17 protein-coding genes are annotated in these 22,312 nt (G+C 40.5%); 15 read left to right on the top strand and 2 right to left on the bottom strand.

Going from position 1 to position 22,312, the window contains the following annotated elements; all coding sequences use genetic code 11:
- Nucleotides 1-160 precede the first annotated feature (160 nt).
- From ACN6MT_RS01955 to pruA, 8 genes are all read left to right on the top strand, one after another.
- Nucleotides 161-1,903 carry an adenine deaminase C-terminal domain-containing protein gene (locus ACN6MT_RS01955; RefSeq protein ID WP_419954612.1) on the top strand — a complete coding sequence of 581 codons (1,743 nt, stop codon included), beginning with the start codon at nt 161-163 and terminating at the stop codon, nt 1,901-1,903.
- Between the two features lie 66 nt (nt 1,904-1,969).
- The gene (locus ACN6MT_RS01950; protein ID WP_419954611.1) at nt 1,970-3,025 is read left to right on the top strand and encodes a DUF3048 domain-containing protein; all 1,056 of its coding nucleotides are present in this window, start codon (nt 1,970-1,972) and stop codon (nt 3,023-3,025) included.
- 17 nt (nt 3,026-3,042) lie between these two features.
- Nucleotides 3,043-3,354 (top strand): YerC/YecD family TrpR-related protein, encoded by a 312-nt coding sequence (locus ACN6MT_RS01945; RefSeq protein ID WP_063254684.1) that lies wholly within the window; start codon nt 3,043-3,045, stop codon nt 3,352-3,354.
- 434 nt (nt 3,355-3,788) lie between these two features.
- Nucleotides 3,789-4,472, top strand: coding sequence for a heptaprenylglyceryl phosphate synthase (locus ACN6MT_RS01940; protein ID WP_419954610.1), 684 nt, complete (start codon nt 3,789-3,791; stop codon nt 4,470-4,472).
- 64 nt (nt 4,473-4,536) lie between these two features.
- A complete protein-coding gene (gene pcrA / locus ACN6MT_RS01935; RefSeq protein ID WP_419954609.1) occupies nt 4,537-6,834 on the top strand; it encodes a DNA helicase PcrA in 2,298 nt (765 codons plus the stop codon).
- 83 nt (nt 6,835-6,917) lie between these two features.
- Nucleotides 6,918-8,921: an NAD-dependent DNA ligase LigA gene (ligA, locus tag ACN6MT_RS01930; protein ID WP_419954608.1), complete on the top strand. Its 2,004-nt coding sequence runs from the start codon at nt 6,918-6,920 to the stop codon at nt 8,919-8,921.
- Between the two features lie 13 nt (nt 8,922-8,934).
- A complete protein-coding gene (locus tag ACN6MT_RS01925) occupies nt 8,935-10,101 on the top strand; it encodes a CamS family sex pheromone protein (RefSeq protein WP_419954607.1) in 1,167 nt (388 codons plus the stop codon).
- Between the two features lie 125 nt (nt 10,102-10,226).
- Complete coding sequence (gene pruA, locus ACN6MT_RS01920) at nt 10,227-11,774, top strand: L-glutamate gamma-semialdehyde dehydrogenase (protein WP_419954606.1); 1,548 nt, start codon at nt 10,227-10,229, stop codon at nt 11,772-11,774.
- A gap of 180 nt (nt 11,775-11,954) precedes the next feature.
- Here pruA and ACN6MT_RS01915 read toward each other — a convergent pair whose 3' ends face one another.
- Nucleotides 11,955-12,095 (bottom strand): YrzI family small protein, encoded by a 141-nt coding sequence (locus tag ACN6MT_RS01915; protein ID WP_419954605.1) that lies wholly within the window; start codon nt 12,093-12,095, stop codon nt 11,955-11,957.
- 506 nt (nt 12,096-12,601) lie between these two features.
- Between ACN6MT_RS01915 and nirB the strand changes: the two genes are divergently transcribed.
- The 4 genes from nirB (at nt 12,602) to ACN6MT_RS01895 (ending at nt 17,491) form a co-directional block, all read left to right on the top strand.
- Nucleotides 12,602-15,016 carry a nitrite reductase large subunit NirB gene (gene nirB / locus ACN6MT_RS01910; RefSeq protein WP_419954604.1) on the top strand — a complete coding sequence of 805 codons (2,415 nt, stop codon included), beginning with the start codon at nt 12,602-12,604 and terminating at the stop codon, nt 15,014-15,016.
- 7 nt (nt 15,017-15,023) lie between these two features.
- The gene (gene nirD, locus ACN6MT_RS01905; protein ID WP_419954603.1) at nt 15,024-15,344 is read left to right on the top strand and encodes a nitrite reductase small subunit NirD; all 321 of its coding nucleotides are present in this window, start codon (nt 15,024-15,026) and stop codon (nt 15,342-15,344) included.
- A 65-nt stretch (nt 15,345-15,409) separates the two neighbouring features.
- The gene (gene cobA / locus ACN6MT_RS01900; RefSeq protein WP_419954602.1) at nt 15,410-16,846 is read left to right on the top strand and encodes a uroporphyrinogen-III C-methyltransferase; all 1,437 of its coding nucleotides are present in this window, start codon (nt 15,410-15,412) and stop codon (nt 16,844-16,846) included.
- 18 nt (nt 16,847-16,864) lie between these two features.
- Entirely contained in the window at nt 16,865-17,491 is a 627-nt protein-coding gene (locus ACN6MT_RS01895; protein WP_419954601.1) for an NAD(P)-binding protein, read from the top strand.
- A 17-nt stretch (nt 17,492-17,508) separates the two neighbouring features.
- On the opposite strand, the gene ACN6MT_RS01890 is transcribed toward ACN6MT_RS01895, so the two are convergent.
- Nucleotides 17,509-17,685, bottom strand: a complete 177-nt coding sequence (locus ACN6MT_RS01890; protein WP_179603088.1) for a hypothetical protein — start codon at nt 17,683-17,685, stop codon at nt 17,509-17,511.
- A 182-nt stretch (nt 17,686-17,867) separates the two neighbouring features.
- On the opposite strand from ACN6MT_RS01890, the gene ACN6MT_RS01885 reads away from it, so the two are divergent.
- The 3 genes from ACN6MT_RS01885 to aceA all read left to right on the top strand — a co-directional run bounded on the left by ACN6MT_RS01885 (nt 17,868) and on the right by aceA (nt 22,160).
- Entirely contained in the window at nt 17,868-18,917 is a 1,050-nt protein-coding gene (locus ACN6MT_RS01885) for a glycoside hydrolase family 15 protein (RefSeq protein ID WP_419954600.1), read from the top strand.
- A 339-nt stretch (nt 18,918-19,256) separates the two neighbouring features.
- Entirely contained in the window at nt 19,257-20,849 is a 1,593-nt protein-coding gene (gene aceB / locus ACN6MT_RS01880; protein ID WP_419954599.1) for a malate synthase A, read from the top strand.
- Nucleotides 20,850-20,882: 33 nt separating this feature from the next.
- The gene (gene aceA, locus ACN6MT_RS01875; protein WP_419954598.1) at nt 20,883-22,160 is read left to right on the top strand and encodes an isocitrate lyase; all 1,278 of its coding nucleotides are present in this window, start codon (nt 20,883-20,885) and stop codon (nt 22,158-22,160) included.
- The last annotated feature ends 152 nt before the right edge of the window (nt 22,161-22,312 follow it).

The raw sequence follows: 22,312 nt of genomic DNA, 5'->3' as shown, positions 1-22,312 counted from the left end.
ACTCCTTCACAATATTTTTACAGGAATTATCCAATTCTTTAATGCGTTAAAAAGTAAAATATGTTAGTATAGAGATAAACTAATTTTTGTAAGGGCTTTCTTTATTGAGAAATCAACATTCTTACTAGATAAATAGCTTCTTAGAAAGGGAGGGTATCGTATGCTCGATCAACGTTATCGATGGAAAAACAAACATTTACGCATGCATGTATCCGTTTTAGATGGAAAAACTTCACCAACCATTTTATTAAAAAATGCCTTATATTTAAATCAGACATTTCGCCAGTGGATGCGCGCGAATATTTGGATATATGAAGATCGGATTGTATATGTTGGCGAAAATTTACCGCCAAAAGTGGAAAACTGTGAGATCATTGATTGTACAAATGAAATTCTTGTTCCTGGGTATATCGAGCCACATGCCCATCCTTATCAATTATATAATCCCCATACGCTGGCTGCTTATGCATCCCAGTTTGGGACAACGACCCTAATCAATGACAACATGTCCTTGATTATGAATTTAAAGAAAAAGGAAGCGTTTTCTTTATTAAAGGACTTGCGATCCATACCTACAACCATGTTCTGGTGGTGCCGGTTTGATCCGCAAACGGAAATTCTAAATGAAGAAGATGTATTTTCACATAGCAATATAAAATCGTGGTTAGAGCATGACGCAGTTCTTCAAGGCGGTGAATTGACTGGATGGCCTAAATTGTTAGACGGCGATGATATGATGCTGCATTGGATACAAGAAGCAAAACGAATGCACAAAAAGATTGAAGGACATTTTCCTGGTGCTTCCGAGAAAACATTAGCGAAAATGATGCTGTTAGGTTCAGATAGTGACCATGAGGCAATGACGGGTGAAGAAGTATATAACCGACTAATGCAGGGCTATATGGTTTCACTTAGATATTCTTCTATTCGTCCTGACCTGCCGGAATTACTGGATGATATGAAACGATTAGGAATTGAAGCTTATGATCGTTTGATGTTTAACACAGATGGTTCAACATCCACGTTTTATGAACAAGGTATCACGGATCAAATGATTCGCATCGCCATTGATAAAGGCGTACCACTTATTGACGCCTACAACATGGCTACAGTAAATATTGCACGATATTACAATATTGATCATTTGCATGGCAATATTGCAACTGGACGTGTTGCAAACATCAACTTCTTATCAAGTATCGAGAACCCGACACCTCATTCTGTGCTGGCAAAAGGTAAATGGGTAAAACGTGAAGGACAAGTGGTCGAGGCTTATCACTCGATTAATTGGGCTGATTACGGTCTAAAACCAATGGAACTGGACTGGAATCTAAGCATTGATGATTTACAATTTTCAATGCCGTTTGGGATTAAGATGGAGAATTCAGTCATTACGAAACCATATTCCATTGCAATTGACGCCTCATATGATGAGTTGTCAACAGACCATGACGAATGCTTCTTTACCCTGCTGGACAGGAACGGCAAGTGGAGGATAAATACATTATTAAAAGGATTTGCTACGAATCTTTCTGCATTGGCAAGTTCATTTTCTAATACAGGTGACATTATCTTAATTGGAAAAAATAAACGTGATATGCTTGCTGCTTTTGAGAGAATGAAGGAGTTAGGCGGCGGTATTGTTATGGTCGAGGAAGAGCAAGTGGTATGTGAGATTCCATTAAAACTTAACGGAATTATGTCAAACCTTCCGCTTAAGGAATTAATCGACGAAGAAAAGAAATTATTGGTTGAATTGAAGGATCGTGGGTATTCCTTCTCCGATCCTGTGTACAGTTTATTATTTTTTTCGGCAACTCATTTACCTTATATTCGAATCACCCAACAGGGAATGTACGATGTAATGAACAAAACTGTTCTCTTTCCGTCGATAATGCGTTAAACTATAAAAGTAAATTAATTGGATAATTCCGCTTCTGAGGGAAGACGATAGGAGTGTTTTAATAGTATGAAGAATTGGGCTGTTGCCATAACAGCGGTTCTTTTACTCCTCACCGGCTGCAACGATAAAGAGAAGGCTAGCGGACCAAAGGAGCCGGTTAAAGAAGTAGAAGAAGTGATACAGGAAGAGGTAGAAAATGAACTCCCATATGTCTTCCCATTAACTGGGGTGGGTTCGGAAGCGAAGACAGATGGAAGAGCAGTTGCCGTCATAATTAATAATCATCCAAAAGCTAGGCCTCAATCTGGCTTAAATAAAGCGGATATTGTATATGAACTTCTAGCAGAAGGAGATGTGACCCGTTTCCTTGCTGTTTTCCAAAGCGAAAAACCAGATAATATGGGGCCAGTGCGAAGTGCAAGGGACTATTACATTGACCTGGCAAAGGGTCTGGATGCGCTTTTTATCGCCCATGGCTATAGTGAAGAGGCAAGAGAATTGCTCGAACGTGAATTTGTTGATAATTTAAATGGTATGGTCTATGATGGTACCCTGTTTAAAAGGGCAAGCTTCCGTGATGCCCCTCATAATTCCTATATTACGTATGAAAATGTTTTAAAAGGAGCCAAGGAAAAGAAATACTCAATGAATCAGTCCCCGCCGGATTTTCATTTTTTATCAGAGAAAGATAGTCAATCCATAACGGGAGACGAAGCAAATACAGTAATGATTTCTTACTCTGCTAGTGAAATTTTCAATTCCATCTACGAGTATGATGAGTCAGTCGGAAAATACAAGCGATATTCTAATGGGGATCAAACCATAGATTATGAAACGAAAGAACCCATTCTGTTAGATAATTTGTTTATCATTGAGACTAAACATCAAGTCATTGATGAGGCTGCTCATAAGGAAATTGATTTAGTTTCTGGGGGATCTGGTTACTTGCTGCAAAAAGGTAAGGTCATGAAAGTAGAATGGAAAAATGATAACGGCGTAATTGTTCCAATAAGGGATGGAGAAGTGGTACCGTTTGTTCAAGGGAAGACGTGGGTGAACGTGGTTCCGACCAATCCTGGACTTCAATCAAGCGTTTCATTTAATGTAAATAATCTTAACTAATTAAAGGGGTAAAATATATGCAAATTAATAAGTTACGTGGAAAAGAGCTTGATCAGTTATTCCAAGCTGTTCTTTCACTGAAGGACCTTGAAGAATGCTATCGCTTCTTTGACGATTTATGTACAATAAATGAAATCCAATCATTAGCACAGCGTTTAGATGTAGCAAGAATGCTGCGTGAAGGAAATACCTATCATAAAATCGAGACCGAAACAGGTGCAAGCACAGCAACGATTTCTCGTGTAAAGCGCTGTTTGAATTTCGGCAATGACACGTATGAAATGGTATTAGAGCGGGTCAAAACAGAAAATGCAAGCGAAGAGAAGTAAGCCAAACCGAAGAGACCACTCTTCGGTTTTTCTTTTTTAATCCAGCTCCAGCGCCTAGGGGCTCGGGGTCATAAGCTTGTCTTGTTTCGGCTCCTTGGGACTCGAGTCATAAGCCGCCCCCTGAGGAAGGCATAAGCCGCCCCCTGAAGAAGGCAAAGAGCGCCTTCTTGCAGGGTTCGTCTAGACTCTCGTCCCAGGGCAGTCGCCTCCACATTTCCGACAATCCGACAAGAAGGTTAAAGGGCAACCTTCTCGCCGGCTCGTCTTATGCCTATCGCCCCTGGGAAAAATTGAACTGCATTTTTCCCTGAACCAGGCACTTCCGCTTTTTAATATGGGTACATTTTCTATTAAGTAATTTAGTGTTTTCTTTTTTAATCGAATGAGCTAGTGCTATAATGGTGTAATGTAAGATTGAATGGGAGGATCTTGGGATGTACGATTTTCGCGAGTGGCGCCATGTGTTTAAACTCGATCCAAATAAAGAGATAAGTGATGAACAGTTAGAAAGAATATGCGAATCTGGAACAGATGCGGTAATGGTTGGAGGAACAGACGGGGTAACCCTGGAAAAAGTCCTTGATTTAATGGCTCGAATTCGCCGCTACACCGTTCCTTGTGTCCTCGAAGTTTCAAGTATTGAAATAGTTACCCCTGGATTTGACCTTTATTTTATTCCGACAATTTTAAATAGTAATGATACAAAGTGGATAACTGGTCTGCACCATCAGGCTGTAAAAGAGTTTGGTGAAATTATGGATTGGGAAGAAATTGTCATGGAAGGCTACTGCATTCTGAATGAGGAATGCAAAGCGGCAAAATTGACTTCTGCCAATACAAATGTTTCAACAGAAGAAGTAACGGCGTATGCGATGATGGCAGAGAAAATGTTTCATTTACCAATCTTTTATCTGGAATATAGCGGCACGTATGGAGATGTAGAAGTGGTATCTGCAGTTAAAAAGACTTTAGAGGAAACGGTATTGTTTTATGGCGGGGGAATCTCAACGCTTGAACAAGCAGTTGAAATGGCTGAACATGCGGATGTCATTGTGGTTGGAAATGCTATTTATGATGATTTCGACCAAGCCTTAGCAACAGTAAAAAGCGTACGATGAAATTTGCTTAATTAATCATATAGAGTTAAAATAAGAACAAATGTTTGGTATGGTGGTGAAGGAATTGCAATATTTATCAGAAAAACTTTTAAATGGTTTGAATCCAGAACAACAAAACGCAGTGAAAGCAACGGACGGTCCGCTTTTACTTATGGCCGGCGCGGGTAGTGGTAAAACGAGAGTACTAACGCATCGTATTGCTTATTTAATTGTTGAAAAACGTGTAAATCCTTATAATATTCTAGCGATTACCTTTACAAATAAAGCTGCGCGAGAAATGAGAGAGCGTATCGGAAAAATGATGGGTGGAGCAGCAGAAGAAATATGGATTTCCACTTTCCACTCCATGTGTGTAAGAATTCTCCGAAGAGACATCGACAGAATGGGCTTTAATCGCAACTTTACAATCTTAGATACAGGTGATCAACAATCGGTGGTTAAAGGAATCCTTAAAGATAAGAACCTAGATCCGAAAAAATACGACCCACGTGCGATTTTAGGTGCAATCAGCTCAGCCAAAAATGAATTAATTGACCCGGAAGAGTATGCAAAAACCGCTGGCGGCTATTTCGAACAAACAGTCAGCGATGTCTATACAGAATATCAAAAACGGCTGCGGAAAAATCAAGCACTCGATTTTGATGACTTGATCATGATGACGATTCAACTGTTTCAACGTGTACCTGAGGTACTTGAATATTATCAACGGAAATTTCAATACATTCATGTAGATGAGTATCAGGATACAAACAGAGCGCAGTATATGCTAGTTAAATTTTTAGCAAACCGCTTTAAAAACCTATGCGTAGTCGGGGATTCCGACCAGTCGATTTATCGCTGGCGCGGAGCGGATATTGCGAATATCCTTTCCTTTGAAAAGGACTATCCCGATGCAAAGGTCATTTTACTGGAGCAAAACTACCGCTCAACAAAGAGGATTCTCTTGGCGGCAAATAAGGTAATTGAAAATAATGTAACCCGAAAGGCAAAGAATCTTTGGACGGAAAACCCTGAGGGAAACAAGCTTGTATACTATCGTGCAGATAGCGAGCAGGGAGAAGCTCAATTCGTTGCTGGTAAAATTAAAGAATTAACACGCGAAGGCAAGTATACGCTCTCCGATGTCGCGATTCTTTATAGGACGAACGCTCAGTCCCGTGTGATGGAGGAAGTACTGTTAAAATCAAATATTGAATACAGCATCGTCGGCGGAACGAAGTTCTATGACAGAAAAGAAATTAAGGACATGCTTGCCTATTTGAGGCTCATCTCGAATCCTGATGATGACATCAGTTTACAGCGTGTTATTAATGTGCCAAAACGTGGAATTGGTTCGAGTTCAGTAGATAAAATGGCCAACTTTGCTGCCATGCATGATATCTCTATTTTTCAAGCACTTGATTCCGTTGAGTTACTTGGACTTAGTCCAAAAATCACCAAGGGTGCGAGAGAATTTAGAGATTTAATTAAAAACTACACACAAATGCAAGAGTTTTTATCGGTTACAGAACTGGTTGAGGATATTTTAGATAAATCTGGTTATCGTGAAATGCTGAAGGCAGAGAAATCAATCGAAGCCCAAAGCAGACTTGAGAACTTAGACGAATTATTATCTGTGACGAAGAACTTTGAAGAAGTGAATGAGGATAAGAGCTTAGTTGCCTTCTTAACAGATTTAGCACTAGTTGCTGATATTGATTCGTTAGATGAAGACGGTGAAAAAACAGACGCGATTACCCTTATGACATTGCACTCGGCAAAAGGATTAGAATTTCCAGTTGTCTTTTTAATTGGATTGGAAGAAGGAGTCTTCCCGCACAGCCGTTCATTAATGGAAGAAGCTGAGATGGAAGAAGAGCGCCGTTTGGCCTACGTAGGAATTACGCGGGCGGAGCAGACTCTCTTCCTGACAAATGCCCAGATGAGAACGTTGTTCGGGCGTACAAGCATGAACCCTGCATCCCGATTTATTAGTGAAATTCCGGAAGATCTTTTAGAAGGCGTGGAAAAAGAGGAACGTAGAAGTACTTCGTTTGGATCCAGAGGAGGGAATTCATTTGGAAGAAGCACTTCGGGTACAACAGGAGCCTCTTTTGGACGAAGCGCATCTGGTACAACCAGTACTTCTTTTGGTACACCAGTAACGAGAAAACCAGTTATGAGACCAATAGCCTCTTCAACTGGCGGGGATACTGTCGGCTGGAAAGTCGGCGATAAAGCGGAACACGGTAAATGGGGCATAGGCACGGTGGTAAGTGTAAAAGGTCAAGGCGAAGGTACAGAACTTGATATTGCTTTCCCAAGTCCTACTGGAATCAAGCGTCTACTGGCGAAGTTCGCTCCCATTACAAAAAAAATATAATCACAATAGCGTAAGATAAAAAAGTGAATTGCCCCTGTTACGGGGCTATTCTCGTATCATTTTAGAATGAAAGGGCTGGATATATGGACCTTCAAACAGCTGAATTGAGAATCAATGATCTAAGAAGCCTGTTAAATCAATATGGCTACGAATATTATGTGCTTGATATGCCTACAGTACCTGACGCAGAATACGATCGTTTAATGAAGGAACTTTTGGAACTAGAGACAACTTTTCCAGAACTAATAACCTCAGATTCACCATCTGTGCGTGTTGGCGGTAAAATACTGGACGTATTTGAAAAGGTAGAGCATCGAACACCCATGTTAAGCTTAGGAAATGCCTTTAACGAACAGGACCTAAAAGATTTTGACCGCCGTGTTCGTCAGGCAGTTGGAGATAATGTCTCCTATGTCTGTGAATTAAAGATTGATGGTCTTGCAGTTTCTTTACGCTATGAAAATGGCCTGTTTATCCAAGGTGCAACAAGAGGAGACGGAACGATTGGAGAAGATATTACGGCAAACTTAAAGACAATCAAATCCATCCCGCTCCGATTGCGTGAAAATGCAACATTAGAAGTCCGCGGTGAAGCTTATATGCCAAAGAAATCCTTTGAAGCATTAAATAAAGCCAAGGAAGAACGAGGGGAAGAATTAGCTGCAAATCCACGAAATGCGGCAGCTGGATCATTAAGACAGCTTGATCCAAAAATTGCTGCATCAAGGAATCTTGATGTCTTCCTATATGGAATCGGCGGCGGTACGATAAATGCAGCGTCCCATAGTGAAGGATTAGATTACCTAGATCAACTCGGCTTTAAAACAAATAAAGAGCGCCGAAAGTGCCCTACAATTAACGAAGTAATCGAGTATGTAAATAGCTGGGGTGATAAGCGCCCGCATTTGCCGTATGAAATAGATGGAATTGTGATTAAGGTAGATTCCTACGAGCACCAGAGCAAGCTTGGCACAACTGCGAAAAGTCCGCGTTGGGCAATTGCCTATAAATTTCCAGCTGAAGAGGTCGTTACAACACTCTTAGATATTGAATTAAGCGTTGGAAGAACAGGTGTTGTCACTCCAACAGCGATTCTAATACCTGTGAAGGTAGCTGGTACCACTGTTCAGCGTGCCTCCTTGCATAATGAAGACTTAATAAGAGAAAAAGATATTAAAATAGGCGACCAAGTTGTGGTTAAAAAAGCAGGGGATATCATTCCTGAAGTGGTCAATGTGCTTGCAGAACAACGAACTGGGAATGAACGTGACTTCCAAATGCCAACGCATTGCCCTGAATGCGAAAGCGAACTTGTCCGGCTTGAAGGGGAAGTGGCGTTACGCTGCATTAATCCCAAATGCCCTGCGCAAATCCGAGAAGGATTGATTCACTTTGTATCACGAGATGCAATGAATATTGAAGGTCTTGGTGAAAAAGTAATCAGCCAGCTTTTCGCTGAGAAATTAATCAGTGATGTTGCGGATATTTATAAGCTTACACATGATCAGCTTATAGCTCTTGAACGAATGGGCGAGAAATCCGTTACTAATCTTTTAAAAGCAATAGAGGCTTCTAAAGGAAACTCGCTAGAAAAATTATTATTTGGGCTTGGGATTCGACATGTGGGTGCAAAAGCAGCAAAAACACTTGCTCAAAGCTTTGATACTATGGAAAAACTCGCTCATGCCAAAAAGGATGACTTATTGGCAATCAATGAAATTGGTGATAAAATGGCAGATTCTATTGTTGCTTTTTTTGATCAGGAAGAGGCAGAGGAACTGTTGAGGGAACTCGCTTCTGTTGGAGTCAATATGGAATATAAAGGTGCCAAACCGGTTTCTGCTGAAGAATCCAACAGCATCTTTGCTGGGAAGACAGTGGTTTTAACAGGGAAGCTTGAGCAGCTTTCTAGAAATGAAGCCAAGGAAAAGATTGAAGCTCTTGGAGGGAATGTATCAGGAAGTGTCAGCAAGAAAACGCATCTTGTTATTGCTGGTGAAGATGCTGGTTCCAAACTTGCCAAGGCCGAGGAGCTGGGAATTGAAGTGTGGGACGAGGAGAAGCTCTTGATAGAATTAAATAAATAAGAGGTGTATCGACGTGAGAAAACTCTCATTGCTCGCTCTTTCCTTTCTCTTACTGCTTAGTGGATGTGCACCAAACTTCCAAAAGCAGGACAACGTTGTCAAAACAAAAGAAGAGGCGGAAGAGAAAGCAATTATTCCGAAATATAATATTTCCGACAACTATTATCGGACAATTTTACCGTTCGAGCCTGGGGAAGCACGTGGTTTAATCGTTGGAAATATTAATACTAGATATGACATTAATGAATTTGAGACCGGATTGATGAGGATTGCCCAGCATCAATTTGACCCTAAAACCTATTTGTTTCGTGAAGGACAGGAGCTAAAGCGTAATACCGTAAGACTTTGGTTAAATCGTAAATTTACAGAAGCACAATTGAAGGAAGAGGGTTTAAAAGCAGATGAAAATATCGGCTTAAATCCACTAATGGAAGACGGAGCTGATTTTAAAGAAGGCAATAGCAATAGTCCTATCTATTTAGCCCATATCTTAGAACATGACTACCTAATCAAAGGAGAAAACGATACCGTAAAATTAGGTGGCGTCGTAATCGGATTGGCATTAAATTCCGTTCACTATTACCGCACAGCAGTGGGTGAACCTTATTTTGAGAGGAAAATTGAATTTGCTGAAATGGAACGGGAAGGGAAAAAGATTGCCGAGGAGGTCCTTAAGCGTCTGAGGGCTATGAAAAACTTAAAGGATGTTCCAATTACCATTGCTTTGTTTGAGCAGCAGAGCCGATCGTCTGTTGTGCCTGGCACCTTTTTTACGTATACAAATGTCGAAAAAGGAAGCTCAACGATTAATTCGTGGGAGCCTGTTGCGGAAAAGTATTTCCTCTTTCCTTCTACTGAGGCACAAGAGGCACATCGTGATGATGTAACGGCATTTTTAAACTTTAAGCAGGATGTTGAGGAATATTTTCCAAACTTTAATGGTGTTATTGGACGTGCCTTCTACATTGGAGATCAATTTACTGATTTAGATATTTCGATTCCCATTCAGTTCTACGGAAAATCAGAAGCCATTGGGTTTACTCAATATGTAACAGGGCTTGTCTTAGAACATTTTCCAAATTATATATCGGTTTCGGTAAGTGTTACATCTGTCGATGGACCAGAGGCAATAATCGTCCGCAAGGCAAATGAAGCAGAACCGTTTGTGCATATTTATTAACCTGGTGAAAAAACCAGGTTCTTTTTTTGAAAATTGGTGTAACCGTTTTCCGTTGATAGGTGAGAAAGAAAAATGTTAGAATGAACAAGGATGTAATGTTTTTAATACATAGGAGGTTTTAAGACATGGTGCAACCTTATAAGCATGAACCATTCACAGACTTTTCAATTGAAGAAAACCGTCAGGCATACCTTAACGGAATTAAGACAGTTGAAAGTTACTTAGGCAAAGATTACCCACTTGTAATCGGCGGTGAAAGAATAACAACAGAAGATAAAATTGTATCTTATAATCCTTCAAATAAAGAAGAAGTAATTGGAACCGTTTCAAAGGCTAGTAGAGATCTTGCCGAACAGGCAATGCAGGCTGCTGTAGAAGCGTTTCAAACTTGGAAAAAGGTTAAAGCAGAAGTACGTGCGGATGTTTTATTTAAAGCAGCGACCATTATTCGCCGCCGTAAGCATGAGTTTTCTGCTCTTCTAACAAAGGAAGCAGGTAAACCATGGAAGGAAGCGGACGCAGATACTGCAGAGGCAATTGACTTTCTTGAATATTATGGCCGTCAAATGCTGGCACTTAAAGATGGAGTTCCCGTTAATAGCCGTCCGAATGAATTTAACCGTTATAACTATATTCCACTAGGTGTTGGAATCATTATCTCACCTTGGAATTTCCCATTAGCGATTATGGCTGGTACAACAGTAGCAGCGATTGTTACAGGTAATACGGTTCTATTAAAACCAGCTTCAACAACTCCAATTGTTGCAGCAAAATTCGTAGAAGTAATGGAAGAAGCAGGTCTGCCTAAAGGCGTACTAAACTTCGTACCAGGAAGCGGTGCCGAGGTGGGTGACTACTTAGTAGACCATAAGGATACTCGCTTTATCAGCTTTACAGGTTCACGCGACGTTGGACTTCGTATATTCGAACGATCTTCTAAAGTAAATCCAGGTCAAGTTTGGATGAAGCGTCTCATTGCGGAAATGGGCGGAAAAGATACGATCGTGGTAGATTCAGAAGCAGATCTTGAACTGGCTGCACAATCAATCGTTGCAGGAGCTTTTGGTTTCTCTGGTCAAAAATGTTCAGCATGTTCACGAGCGGTAATCGTTGAGGATGTTTATGATACCGTATTGAGCCGTGTGATTGAATTAACCAACCAATTAACGGTAGGAGATCCAACAGAGCAAGGAATGTTCATGGGGCCAGTTAACGACAACAATGCGTTCAAGAAAATCATGGAATATGTTGAAATTGGAAAGCAAGAAGGTAAGGTAATGACTGGCGGAGAAGGAGATAATTCCAAAGGGTATTTCATTCAACCTACTGTTATTGCTGACCTTGCTCCGGATGCACGAATTATGCAGGAAGAAATCTTTGGGCCTGTTGTTGGTTTCACTAAGGCTAAGGATTTCACGGAAGCAATCGAAATTGCCAACAACACTGAGTATGGCTTAACAGGTGCGGTTATCACAACGAATCGTGAACACCTAGAGCAGGCTCGTGAGGACTTCCATGTTGGTAACCTATATTTCAACCGTTCATGTACTGGCGCAATTGTTGGTTATCAGCCATTCGGCGGCTTTAATATGTCTGGAACTGACTCCAAAGCAGGCGGTCCTGACTACTTATTACTTCATATGCAAGCTAAGACTACATCTGAAATGTATTAAAATCTATATTTCAAGCCCAATTCATATGAATTGGGCTTTTTTAATAGTGATAAATTTCATGGACTATTCACTATTTACGGATGTTATCGATTCAATCATTTAACTTGTCGGACGTTAACATTAAGTAACGTCCGACAACCAAGTTTATAGTTTATAAAAATGTCTGCAATAGCAAAAGCGTTAGATATAATCATACATAGAAATTCGCTGAACTTTAGTATTCTCATACATTTTTTCAACGACTTCTTGATGGATAGCTTCTTCAATACTTATTTCTCGTTTTTTGAACATAATGGTTAAGAACAAAATATTCACAGTCATTAAAATCCCTCCTCTAAATGACCATTTATTAATTATCATTTTTCCTTAAACTTTTATAGGTAAAGTATATATTGTGTGTGAACGAAAGAAATCATGACTATGGTGTATTGTTTATACTGCTTTAGTCTGATATATTTCTCCAAGTTTTGACGTATATAACCTAGAATAGTCAGAGTCATTTACAACTCCCCTTTCTAAATATCTTTTCAATCTTTAAACGTTTTGAATTAGGATCAAAGATACGGGGCAATAAATTAAATGGTTGTAATTTGAAAAACGTCCATATCCCTACAAAAATAATCCAAAACTCCACCAAAGTAGTCAAAACATTATTACCCTTTCAATTTCATATTCATATTTGACAATGATGTGAAATGGTTCACAAACTAAGAGTGAATTGTGACGTACCTCACAATTTTTTAACACCTCAGCATTTACAATGTAACTATAGAGAAAAACTTAAATAAGGGAAATTCATGATAATCAAATACAAGGAGCGATCCAACATGAAAAAACTAGTAATGATTGGAAACGGGATGGCGGGCGTTAGAACGATTGAAGAAATTCTTAAACTTTCACCAAATCAATTTGAAATCACTATTTTTGGACAAGAACCACATCCAAACTACAATCGTATAAAATTATCGAATATTCTTCAAGGTGATACAAGCTTTGAAGATATCATTATTAATCCACTAGACTGGTATAAAGAAAATAATATTCAATTACACAGTGGAGAAGCTGTAACAAAAATTGATGTAGAAGCGAAGAAAGTAATTTCTGACCAGGGCCGGGAAGTAAAGTATGATGAATTAATTATTGCTACAGGTTCGAACTCATTCATTCTGCCAATTCCAGGTGCAGACAAAATTGGCGTTACAGGTTTTCGTGATATAAAAGATTGTGAAATGATGATCAAATCAGCGAAAAACTACAAAAAAGCTGTGGTCATTGGAGGCGGGCTTCTTGGTCTCGAAGCAGCGCGAGGATTACTGAACCTTGGGATGAAGGTCGAAGTGGTACACTTAATGCCGAATTTAATGGAACGGCAGTTAGATCCAATTGCTTCTAGTCTCCTTAAAGCCGAGCTCGAATCACAAGGTATGAGATTTTTAATGGAAAAGGAAACAGTCGAAATCATCGGAGATGAGCGAGTTGCGGGTCTTCGTTTTAAAGATGGATCTTTTGCGAGAGCGGACCTTGTTGTAATGGCAATTGGAATTAAGTCTAACACTTTGGTTGCGAAAGAAAGCGGAATTTATGTAAATCGTGGAATAGTCGTTAATGATTTTATGGAAACTAGTGCCCCAAATGTGTATGCAGTGGGTGAATGTGCCGAGCACAGAGAAATTGTTTACGGGCTAGTAGCGCCATTATACGAACAAGGGAAAATCCTTGCTGAAAGAATTTGTGGGAAGGAAGCAGCGCCATATGAAGGATCCGTAACTGGAACTCAACTTAAAGTCGCTGGAGTGGACCTTTACTCAGCAGGTGAGATTTATGAAGACGGTACAACAAAATCAATTATGGTCTATAACGAATATGAAGGTATCTACAAACGCGTTCTAGTTCGAGATAACAGAATTGTTGGGATTGTTCTTTATGGCGACACCAAAGATAGTACAAGATTGTTCCGAATGCTTTCAAAAAAGGAGGATATCACAGAAATCTCTATTTTTGAATCACAATGTTCAGCCGAAGGCGGAAGCGGAGATATTGCCTCTATGCCGAATGATGAATTGGTGTGCGGCTGTAATGGTGTAACAAAAGGAGCAATTGTAGAGGCAATTAAAACTCAAGGTCTGACTACACTTGATCAAGTAAGTCATTGTACCAATGCTGGCCGTTCCTGCGGCCGCTGTAAGCCAATGGTCAATGACATTCTTGCTTATACACTAGGTGATCAATTTGACGCAGCTGCTGCACAGAAAACAAGTATTTGCGGATGTACGACCATCAGCCGTGAAGATCTGGTTGCTGAAATTAGAGAAAAGGGCTTAACAAGTGTCAAAGAAGTGATGAACGTTCTAGAGTGGAATAACGAGGAAGGCTGTACGAAATGCCGTCCTGCTATTAACTACTACCTAGGTATGATTCACATGGATGAATATAAGGATGACCGTGACTCCCGTCTTGTAAACGAGAAAATGCACGCCAATATCCAAAAAGATGGAACATACTCCGTTGTTCCCAGAATGTATGGCGGTGTTACGACTGCTGCCGACTTGAAAAAGATTGCGGAAGTGGCAGAAAAATATGAGGTTCCACTTGTGAAATTAACGGGAGGACAGCGGATCGGCTTGTTTGGAGTTAAAAAAGAAGACCTTCCAAGTATGTGGGAGGAGCTGGATATGCCATCAGGCTATGCATATGGAAAAACACTTCGTACGGTAAAAACTTGCGTAGGAGCACAATTCTGCCGCTATGGAACACAGGATTCAATGTCACTAGGTATTGAACTGGAAAAGAAATTTGAACGTCTTGATACTCCACATAAAGTGAAGATGGGAGTATCAGCCTGCCCAAGAAACTGCTCAGAAGCAGGTATTAAAGACATTGGCTTTGTTGGAATTGATGGAGGCTGGGAAATCTATGTGGCAGGTAATGGCGGTGTAGACCTGCGAGCAGGTGATCTATTAGCTACAGTAAAGACAGAAGCTGAAGTAATGGAATTGACCAGTGCATATCTACAATATTATCGTGAAACTGCAAATTATTTAGAGCGTACTTCTAAGTGGGTAGAACGTGTTGGCTTAGAGCATGTAAAAGAAGTCCTAGCAAACGAAGAAACTAGAAAAGAATTAAATGCGCGTATGGATCAGACATTGAAGAGATATATTGAGCCTTGGAATGAAGCAATCCAAAGTGAAGACATTAAAGATAAATACTACGCAGTACACACTGTTAAGGCTGGGGAGTGATGATAAAATGATCGTAACAAAAACTCGGACTCTAGTTGCTAATCATTCTGAACTTCAAGTTAGGTCTGGCTATTCTGTGAAAATCTATGATAAAGAGATTGCGTTATTTAAAGTAACAAATGGTAAGGTATATGCTATTGAAAATAGGAGTCCGCATCCAAAAGGCGGAGTCTTAACGGAAGGCCTCGTAAGCGGTGAATATGTTTTCTGCCCAGTCTATGATTGGAAGATTTCCTTAAGTGACGGAAAAGTTCAGGCACCAGATGAAGGTCAGGTAAAAGCGTATCAAGTGGAAGTCGAAGGAAATAACGTTTATATTATTATTTAAGATAGTTCTCGTAAGATTGTTGTGTAAAGGATCTTATATATAGAGTTTGGAAGGATGGCTGCAGGATGGAGACAGGAAAAGTATTTTTAGTAGGAGCAGGGCCAGGGGATGTTCGTTTAATCACCGTAAAAGGATTGGAAGCCATTAAACAAGCAGAAGTCATTCTTTATGACCGGCTGGCCAATCCTAAATTGCTAGAGTATGCACCAGCAGATTGCGAGCTGATCTATTGCGGTAAATTACCTGACCGCCATACTTTACGCCAAGAGAATATCAATGACCTTTTAGTAGAAAAGGCACTAAAAGGGAAAGTGGTCGTCCGGTTAAAAGGCGGAGACCCTGGTGTTTTTGGACGTGTCGGTGAAGAAGCAGCAGCCCTTGCTCATTATCAAATTCCATTTGAAATTGTTCCTGGTATCTCATCGGGGATTGCAGCCCCCCTTTATGCAGGAATTCCTGTCACCCACAGGGAACATGCTGAAAGCTTTGCAGTTGTAACCGCACATGATAAATCGAAAGATGGAAAGCCAATGCTTGATTGGGAAGGGCTTGTCCGTGGTGTCGATACGATTGCTTTTTATATGGGGGTAGGAAATCTCCCTTATATTTGTGAAAGTCTTATTGCACATGGCAAACCATCCTCAACTCCTGTCATCTTGATTCAATGGGGTACCTTTGGCCGTCAGAAAACATTGCAGGGAACATTGGAAGATATCACAGTTAAGGTTCAAAAGGCTAAATTTAGCAACCCGGCAATTATTCTTGTTGGAGATGTTATCTCATTACGTGAAAAAATCAGCTGGTTTGAAAAAATGCCTTTGTATGGCCGTCAAATATTGTTAGCACGGACTAGTGAGAGTGTTAGCGGCTTAGCAAAGGAATTAATGGAAAAGGGAGCAGATGTGATTGAATTTCCAAAATGGAAAAAGACCATTCTACCTGTTGATTTAAGGAAAGTAGCGGAATATGATAGAATACTGTTCTCTTCTCCTGAAAGCGTCAGTGAATTTTTTAATGCGATGATAGAGGAAGAAATTGATATACGAAAAATAAAGGCTGATTTCTATGGCGGCTCCAGTAAATCAATAAATGCACTAAAAGGGCGCGGATTTATAGCTGGACACAGTCAGGACATGCCAAAAGAAGGCAGTTTACTGGTGGTCGGAGACGATCGGCAATATGAGGTTGAAAAGGCTGATTTCTTAGTGACGAGTAAAAAAGAGCTCGACCAACAGTTCCTGCCAATTTTTCAACGAATGCTTGAGGAAGCTCAAGTAAATACAATGGTATTTCCAAGCGGGGCATCTGTAGGCGTATTTATCGAAGGCTTAAAGAAATGCGGTATTGACCTTTTCGACCTTTTAGAAGATGTACAAGTAGTCTGTATGGGACAGCACTCAAAAGAGCAAGTGGAACGTGCAGGTCTAGAATCAGTTGGCATGCCGGTTTCTGCAACGAGAGAAGCGTTGATTGACTACTTAATTCAGTGTCCGATTGTTTAGGGAAGGCAGGGTGTATGCTTGAATTCGAATTATCCAATTATGTTAAAGCTAGAGGGTAAAAAAGTAGTCGTTGTAGGCGGCGGAATGGTTGCTGAACGGAAAGTTACCGGTTTGCTTGGTACGGGCTCACATATCATTGTGATTAGTCCTAATGCTACAGATGAACTAAAAAGGCTAGCTGGCTCCGAAAGGATAGAGTGGCTAAAAAAATCATTTTCAAAAGAAGATATGGATGATGCGTTCTTAGTCTTTGCCGCGACGAACGACAATGAATTAAATCAATATATTAAAATGGCGGCCAGTGATCATCAGCTTGTTACCATTGCCGATGACCCGGAAGGATCGGATTTTCATGTTCCCTCCCATATTCAGCGGGGACGATTAAGTATTACAGTATCAACAGGCGGAGCAAGTCCAACGTTGGCAAGGAAAATAAGAGAACAGCTAGAACAGCAATTTGATGACGAATATGAGGGCTATCTAGAATTCCTATTTTCAGCAAGGCAGCGTATTTTGAAAGATGTGGACGAAACTACTATAAAACGAAAACTATTAACAGCAATCGCTAGTAAAGAGTTCTTAAATAGCCAGAATCGTGAGGCTGACTTGTTACGTTTATTGCAAAACACAAGAAATGACGTGTGAATCCACACGTCATTTCTTTATAAATTGATTACATCGTTATCGTATTCTTCTAGTTGTTCTTGTAAATTTATAATGTAATTCATCATTGCTATTCTTACGATCGAAGGATAATACCGATTATTAAGTTCATGTTCACATTCCTCTAAATCCATCTTTTTTACAGCAATAATTTTATTTAATTCATCAACGCTCATCACTAAACACTCCCCATTGTAATCTTCCCTTCCCTTTTCCAACCATCACAATTATCACACTCTCCTAATCTATTTCTATATCTTCAGCATAGGCAAATGTTTGCTAGTTTATACATCATTTTTCTTGTATAAAAAGTCCATGAATTGGCCAAAAAGATAGAAAAAAGCTGCGAGGGTGAATTATGAACGAAAAAATAATCCATAGCTATCAAATCCTAGATCAGTTACGGTTACCGCATGGTTTGTATTTAGCTTCTTCGTCCCATGACTATCAATATGTTTGGTTACGTGATTCTTTTTATATGTCACTGCCATATTTGAATCAAAACAATCAGATTTATGAGATGACCTACCACCGGATTCTGGACCTATTCAGAGAATACGAATGGAAGCTGGATATTCATACCGTTCAAAGACCAAGAGAGCAATGGGAATACATTCATTCGAGGTACTCTGCTTCGGAAGTAAGGGAAATGGATACCCCTTGGGGACATGCTCAGCATGATGCCATTGGAGCGATACTGTGGGGAATTGGAATGGGTCAGAAGAAGGGGAAAAATATTATTAGAGATGCAAAAGATCATGAAATTGTTCAAAAGCTGGTTGGCTATTTAGGTTGTGTTCGATACTGGGAGGACGAGGATAATGGAATGTGGGAGGAATGGAGAGAGATCCATTCAAGCTCAGTCGGTGCTTGCGTTGCTGGCCTCCAAGCTGTAAGAGATCTCGTATTTGTTCCGGGAGAATGGATTACTAATGGGTATCAAACCCTATCGGATATCTATCCACACGAAAGTAACCAGCGCCCATTTGATTTAGCTCAATTGAGTTTAATCTACCCATACCGGGTTTTTACAGGGGAAGAAGCGAAAGTGGTTGTCGACCAAATTGAAACACATCTTTTACGGGAACGAGGCGTAATCCGCTATAAGGGAGATTCCTATTATTCAACTATCGAACATATGGGAAGGCACCACGATTTATCTTATTATTATGGAACTGAAGCAGAGTGGACATTTGGATTACCATGGCTGGCGCTATGCCATTTAGAATTAGGTAATGTCAAAAAGGCAAAACAGTATATAGAACAAACCGAGAACGTCATGCTTGATGATGGCAGCTTACCAGAATTGTATTTTGCTCAATCCGAAAGGTACAACTCTAATACCCCATTAGGCTGGGGAAGTGCTATGTATATCCTAGCTAAAGAACGATATGAAGGATTAATGTAAAAGAAAGGGGTTGTTGAGAATTTCAACAGCCTCTTTTTTTAGTTTTCAGACAACAGCACCTGGCTATGTTGATATGGAATTGGTTAGGCAGATAAACAAGAGGAAACTGCAGGTGAAATGAGAAATAGCCAGGTAAGTAGTGAAAATACGAAGGTGAAGGAACCTTTTTGGCAGGTAAGAGGTATTTGAGCGACTGGCTTGTTAATAAAAATAGGACTAATGTATTATTTTACCTATTTTTATAAAATTTTCTGAAAACTAGTTCCATTTTTAAAAAATGTGTTATATAATACAACACATGGTAATACACTGTATTATAACAAAGAGGTGAACGAGTCCATGTCGACGCAAACAGCAGGTATAGAAGTAGTTGGAGCTCTCAAAGCGCATTACAATGAGATTTTAACACCCGAGGCGCTGAAATTTATTGAGGAGCTGGAGCAAAATTTCGGGGCAAGGCGGATTGAACTGTTACAGTACAGAGAAAAACGCCAAGAGGAAATCAATAACAGTAATCTTCCAGATTTCCTTCCTGAAACAAAACAAATTCGTAATGGTGATTGGACAATCGCACCATTACCGAAAGACCTTCAGGACCGCCGGGTAGAGATTACTGGACCAACAGAAAGAAAGATGGTCATCAATGCTCTAAATTCGGGCGCAAAAGTTTTTATGGCGGATTGTGAAGACGCTACTTCACCAACCTGGGAAAATATCGTCGAAGGACAAATCAACTTAAGAGATGCAGTAAATCGGACGATATCGTATGAAAATCAAAATGGAAAAAGATATGTGTTGAATGAAGAAACAGCTGTCCTGTTTTTAAGACCGCGTGGACTTCATTTAGAAGAAAAACATGTGCTGCTTAATGGCAAGCCTATTTCTGGGAGCTTTTTTGACTTTGGTATGTACTTTTTCCACAATGTAAAAAATTTGTTAGCTCGTAGAACAGGACCCTATTTTTATTTGCCTAAGTTAGAAAGCCATTTAGAAGCAAGGCTATGGAATGATGTCTTTATTTTTTCGCAAAGCAGACTTGGCATCCCTCAAGGTACCATTAAAGCGACTGTCTTAGTAGAAACGATTATGGCGGCGTTTGAAATGAATGAAATCCTATTTGAATTAAAGGAACATTCAGCGGGCCTTAACTGCGGCAGATGGGATTATATTTTTAGTTACTTAAAAAAACTGCGTAACCATGAAACAATCATTCTGCCAGATCGATCCCAGGTAACCATGACTGTACCGTTTATGCGTTCCTATTCATTGCTTACCATTCAAACCTGTCACCGCCGGAAGGCACCAGCAATTGGAGGAATGGCGGCACAAATACCCATTCGCGATAATCCACAGGCAAACGAAGAAGCATTTGCGAAGGTTCGTGCTGACAAAGAACGGGAAGTACGTGATGGTCATGATGGTACATGGGTAGCACACCCCGGGTTAGTACCAGTAGCGCTTGAAGTATTTGATAGAGAAATGCCGGTAGCCAACCAAATTCATACCACCAAACAACAAAAGATCACGATAACAGCTAGTGATTTGCTCGAGGCACCAGGCGGTAAGATTACCGAAGAAGGTGTCCGCGTTAATATCAATGTTGGAATTCAATACATTGCTTCCTGGTTATCAGGAAGAGGAGCTGCACCCATTCATAACTTAATGGAGGACGCAGCAACTGCTGAAATCTCACGGGCTCAAGTTTGGCAGTGGATCCGCCACCCAAAAGGTATTCTCGCGGATGGCAGAAAAATTACTTCAGCCATGTATGAGCAGTTAAAGGCAGAGGAATTAGAGAAAATTAAAGATGAAATTGGCTTGTCTGCCTATGAGAATGGGCGTTTTACTGAGGCTGTAGAGCTGTTTGACAGCTTAATCTTAAATGATGAATTTGAAGAGTTTTTAACCTTACCTGGATATACGCTTTTATAAAAAATTTAAATAGATTAATAGGAGGAATTTAAAATGACAAATTCAAGAGCGATGGAGTTACAAGAAAGCTGGGAAATGGATAAACGTTGGAATGGAATTACTCGGCCATATAGTGCTGAGGATGTTATTAAGCTTCGAGGTTCCATTGACATCGAGCATACATTGGCAAGACGGGGAGCAGAAAAACTTTGGAAGCAAATGAATGAAGAAGACTACATTAATGCTTTAGGAGCATTAACAGGAAATCAAGCTGTTCAGCAGGTCAAAGCAGGATTAAAGGCCATTTATCTAAGCGGCTGGCAGGTTGCAGCGGACGCTAACCTCTCTGGACATATGTATCCGGACCAAAGCTTATATCCAGCAAACAGTGTACCGAGTGTGGTAAAACGAATCAACCAAGCACTTCAACGTGCAGATCAAATCACCCATTTAGAAGGTGATAATTCTATCGACTGGTTTGTGCCGATTGTAGCCGATGCAGAAGCAGGCTTTGGCGGGCAGCTAAACTGCTTTGAATTGATGAAAGGCATGATTGAAGCTGGAGCTGCCGGTGTTCACTTTGAGGATCAGCTGTCTTCTGAGAAAAAGTGTGGTCACTTAGGAGGTAAAGTCTTGCTTCCAACACAAACGGCAGTTCGTAACTTAATTGCTGCTCGTTTGGCCGCAGATGTTATGGGTGTTCCGACTGTATTGGTTGCCCGGACAGATGCAAATGCTGCTGATTTAATTACTAGTGATATTGATATGAACGACGCACCGTTTATTACAGGAGAGCGGACTGCGGAAGGCTTTTTCCGAACAAAAGCAGGACTTGATCAGGCGATTGCACGAGGCTTAGCTTATGCACCATACGCTGATCTGATTTGGTGTGAAACATCTGAGCCGAACATTGAGGAAGCTAGACGCTTTGCAGAAGCAATTCATGAGAAGTTCCCTGGCAAAATGCTTGCTTATAACTGCTCGCCGTCTTTCAACTGGAAGAAGAAACTTGACCAGGATACGATTGCGAAATTCCAGCAAGAGCTTGGAAAAATGGGCTACAAGTTCCAATTCGTTACCCTTGCTGGCTTCCATGCCCTAAACCACAGCATGTTTGAACTTGCTCGCGGCTACAAAGAGCGCGGTATGGCGGCATACTCTGAATTGCAGCAAGCTGAGTTCGATAGTGAGCAATACGGCTACACAGCCACAAGACACCAGCGTGAAGTAGGAACAGGCTACTTTGACCAAGTTTCCATGGTAATTACAGGCGGAACCTCCTCCACAACCGCTTTAAAAGGGTCAACAGAAGAAGAGCAGTTTACAAAATAATTTTTGTTGGTATGACCCCTCTCTCCAATTGGAGAAGGGGGTTTCTTGCGTATTGGCGGATTACATCTCACAGATGGCCGAAAACACCCTCAGATAAAACCAACACTAAACCCGCGTTTTTGGAAAAGAACACTTTTTAGGGTATTATCATA

It is taken from the genome of Neobacillus niacini, assembly GCF_048572935.1.
GTDB lineage: Bacteria > Bacillota > Bacilli > Bacillales > Cytobacillaceae > Neobacillus > Neobacillus niacini.
The sequence above is the reverse complement of the archived record's forward strand: the minus strand, read 5'-3'. Positions and strand labels throughout refer to the sequence as shown.

Bases quoted from the DNA above. Each gene is read 5' to 3' on its own strand.
- ACN6MT_RS01955 (WP_419954612.1), top strand. From the start codon at position 161: ATGCTCGATCAACGTTATCGATGGAAAAACAAACATTTACGCATGCAT.
- ACN6MT_RS01950 (WP_419954611.1), top strand. From the start codon at position 1,970: ATGAAGAATTGGGCTGTTGCCATAACAGCGGTTCTTTTACTCCTCACC.
- ACN6MT_RS01945 (WP_063254684.1), top strand. From the start codon at position 3,043: ATGCAAATTAATAAGTTACGTGGAAAAGAGCTTGATCAGTTATTCCAA.
- ACN6MT_RS01940 (WP_419954610.1), top strand. From the start codon at position 3,789: ATGTACGATTTTCGCGAGTGGCGCCATGTGTTTAAACTCGATCCAAAT.
- ligA (WP_419954608.1), top strand. From the start codon at position 6,918: ATGGACCTTCAAACAGCTGAATTGAGAATCAATGATCTAAGAAGCCTG.
- pruA (WP_419954606.1), top strand. From the start codon at position 10,227: ATGGTGCAACCTTATAAGCATGAACCATTCACAGACTTTTCAATTGAA.
- ACN6MT_RS01915 (WP_419954605.1), bottom strand. From the start codon at position 12,095: ATGACTGTGAATATTTTGTTCTTAACCATTATGTTCAAAAAACGAGAA.
- nirB (WP_419954604.1), top strand. From the start codon at position 12,602: ATGAAAAAACTAGTAATGATTGGAAACGGGATGGCGGGCGTTAGAACG.
- nirD (WP_419954603.1), top strand. From the start codon at position 15,024: ATGATCGTAACAAAAACTCGGACTCTAGTTGCTAATCATTCTGAACTT.
- cobA (WP_419954602.1), top strand. From the start codon at position 15,410: ATGGAGACAGGAAAAGTATTTTTAGTAGGAGCAGGGCCAGGGGATGTT.
- ACN6MT_RS01890 (WP_179603088.1), bottom strand. From the start codon at position 17,685: ATGAGCGTTGATGAATTAAATAAAATTATTGCTGTAAAAAAGATGGAT.
- ACN6MT_RS01885 (WP_419954600.1), top strand. From the start codon at position 17,868: ATGAACGAAAAAATAATCCATAGCTATCAAATCCTAGATCAGTTACGG.
- aceB (WP_419954599.1), top strand. From the start codon at position 19,257: ATGTCGACGCAAACAGCAGGTATAGAAGTAGTTGGAGCTCTCAAAGCG.
- aceA (WP_419954598.1), top strand. From the start codon at position 20,883: ATGACAAATTCAAGAGCGATGGAGTTACAAGAAAGCTGGGAAATGGAT.